This is a genomic window from Duganella sp. CF517 (genome assembly GCF_900110275.1).
In the GTDB taxonomy this organism is placed as follows: Bacteria; Pseudomonadota; Gammaproteobacteria; order Burkholderiales; family Burkholderiaceae_D; genus Rugamonas.
Window position 1 is genome coordinate 1 of record NZ_FODC01000025.1, and the last position, 2,640, is coordinate 2,640.

A 2,640-nucleotide genomic window follows, 5' to 3' on the forward strand; every position below is an offset into this window, starting at 1 on the left:
TCCGCATCGAGCTGGGAGAAATCGAGGCGCAATTGCTGGCGCAGGCGGAAGTGCGCGAGGCGGTGGTGCTGGCCCTGGAAGGTCCGGCCGGCGCGCGCCTGGTGGGTTACGTCTCTGCGCAGGCCGGACAAACAGTGGTCGCTGCCGAGCTGCGCGAGAAGCTGGGCGAAACGCTGCCCGACTATATGGTGCCATCTGCCATCGTGGTGATGGACGCGCTGCCGATCAATGCCAACGGCAAGGTTGACCGCAAGGCGCTGCCGGAACCGGGCTTTGAAAGCGCTGGCGAGTATGAGGCGCCGCAAGGGGACGCGGAAGAGGTGCTGGCCGCCGTCTGGGCCGAGTTGTTGGGCGTCGAACGGGTCGGACGGCAGGACAACTTCTTCGAACTGGGTGGGCATTCGCTGATGGCGGTCCAGATGGTGGCGCGCATTCAGGCCGTTTTGCAGGTTGATCTGGCGATCAAGGATGTCTTCATCAACCCCACGCTGGCGGCGCTGGCGCTGCTGCTGCCCGATAGCTCGCGCTCCGCATCGAACACACGTTCACTTTCTGAAATTGACGCATTTATTGATGGTTTGGAAATCGCATAATGAATAGTTTAACCACCCAACGAATCGCTGAACGCTTCGCCCGACTCAGTCCGGAGCAGCGCCGCGCGGTGTATCAGAAGATTAAGCTGGAAGGCCTGGCGATCGGGCAGTTCCCCATCCTTCCACGCCAGGCATCGGAATCGGACGCCTGGTCGCCATCGTACGCGCAAGCGCGCCAGTGGTTCCTGTGGAAGCTGGAGCCGGACAGCACCGCCTATCACATCAGCGGCGCCTACAGGCTTGACGGAGAACTCGATGGGCAAGCGTTGGGCGCCGCGTTCGACGCGCTGGTGGCACGGCATGAATCCCTGCGCACGCTGTTCCGGGCGGATGCCGATGGCCAGGTGACCCAAGTGATTCAGCCGGCGGTTGCGGCGAATCTCGAGCAGATCGACCTGACCGGCGTGGCGCCGGACGATCTGACGGCACGCGTGCGTGGGGAAGCGGCGCGGTTGCACCAGACGCCGTTCGATCTCGAACATGGGCCACTGCTGCGGGTGGGCCTGATCCGCGAGGCGGCCGATCGCCACGTGCTGGTGGTGGTGATGCACCACATTATTTCCGACGGCTGGTCGATGGGGATCATTATCGAGGAGTTTGTGGAGCTTTACCGCGCGCGGGTGGAAGGGCGGGCGGGTGAGTTGGACGCTTTACCGGTGCAGTACGCGGACTTCGCATTGTGGCAGCGTCATTGGCTCGAAGCCGGTGAGAAGGAGCGCCAACTGGCCTATTGGAAGGCGCAACTGGGCGACGATCATCCGGTGTTGCAGTTGCCGACCACTTATCCGCGCAGGGCCGACGGCATCTATCGCGCAGCGCGTCACCATGTCGATCTGACCGAGGAGCTGGCGGCGGCCTTGCAACGCCGTGCGCAAGGACAGGGCGCGACGTTGTTCATGGCGTTGCTGGCCGGCGTGCAGGTGCTGCTGTCGCGATATACGGGACTGGCCGACATCCGCGTTGGCGTACCGAACGCCAATCGCCATCGCGTGGAGACCGAGGGACTGGTCGGCTTCTTCGTCAATACGCAGGTGCTGAGTAGCCGCGTCGACGCGCGTCAAAGTCTGGCGCAGGTGCTGGAGCAGACCAGGGAGGCGGCGCTGGGCGCGCAGACGCATCAGGATCTGCCGTTCGAACAGCTGGTGGAGGCGTTGCGGCCGGAGCGTCAACTTGGCGCCAATCCGTTGTTCCAGGTGATGGTGAATCATCAGCGCATGGAGCGGAAAGGGCCGGTGCGCATGCCGGGGCTGGTATTGGACGAATATGCGCTCGGCGAGCAGGCGGCGCAGTTCGAGCTGGTGGTCGACACCACCGAAACCGCCGACGGCAGCGTGCGGGTGAGTCTTACCTATGCGCGAGAGCTGTATGACGGCGAAGCGATCGAACGCATGGGTCGCCATTACCTGGCGGTGCTGCGCGCGCTAGCCGAGTCCCCGGAATTGGCTGTGGGCGAAGTGGAATTGCTCGGAACTAGCGAACGCGATCAGCTCCATGCGTGGGGCGGGCGCACGGCGCGCTACCCGGCTCAGGAAACGCTGCACCAACTGATCGAACGCCAGGCGCTGGCCAATCCGGAGGCCACGGCGCTGATTCACGGCGACGAGTCGCTGAGCTACGAAGAACTGAACCTGCGCTCCAACCGCTTGGCCCACCGCCTGATCGAGCTAGGTGTGGGACCCGACGTCAAGGTCGGCATTGCCGTCGAACGCTCTATCGGGATGATGGTCGGCCTGCTGGCGATCCTGAAGGCCGGCGGCGCCTACGTGCCGCTGGACCCTGAATATCCGGCCGACCGGCTGGCTTACATGATGCGGGACAGCGGCATCGAACTGTTGCTGACGCAAAGCGCGATCAAGGACGGCCTGCCGCCCGCCGAGGGCTTGCAGGTATTGGAACTGGACACGCTGGACCTGTCCGGCGAGTCGGAGCACGACCCGCAAGTGGCCGTTCACGCCGAGAACCTGGCCTACGTCATCTACACCTCCGGCTCCACCGGCCGGCCGAAGGGCGCGCAACTGAGCCATCGCAACGTCACCCGTCTGCTCCA

At 64.3% G+C, this 2,640-nt stretch carries 2 protein-coding genes; both read left to right on the forward strand.

From position 1 onward, the window contains the following. On the forward strand, positions 1-593 hold a 593-nt coding region (locus BMX85_RS29815; RefSeq protein ID WP_229210738.1), incomplete at its 5' end, for a phosphopantetheine-binding protein. A gap of 68 nt (positions 594-661) precedes the next feature. After that, positions 662-2,640: condensation domain-containing protein (locus BMX85_RS29820; protein WP_307174545.1), on the forward strand; the 1,979-nt coding region annotated here is incomplete at its 3' end.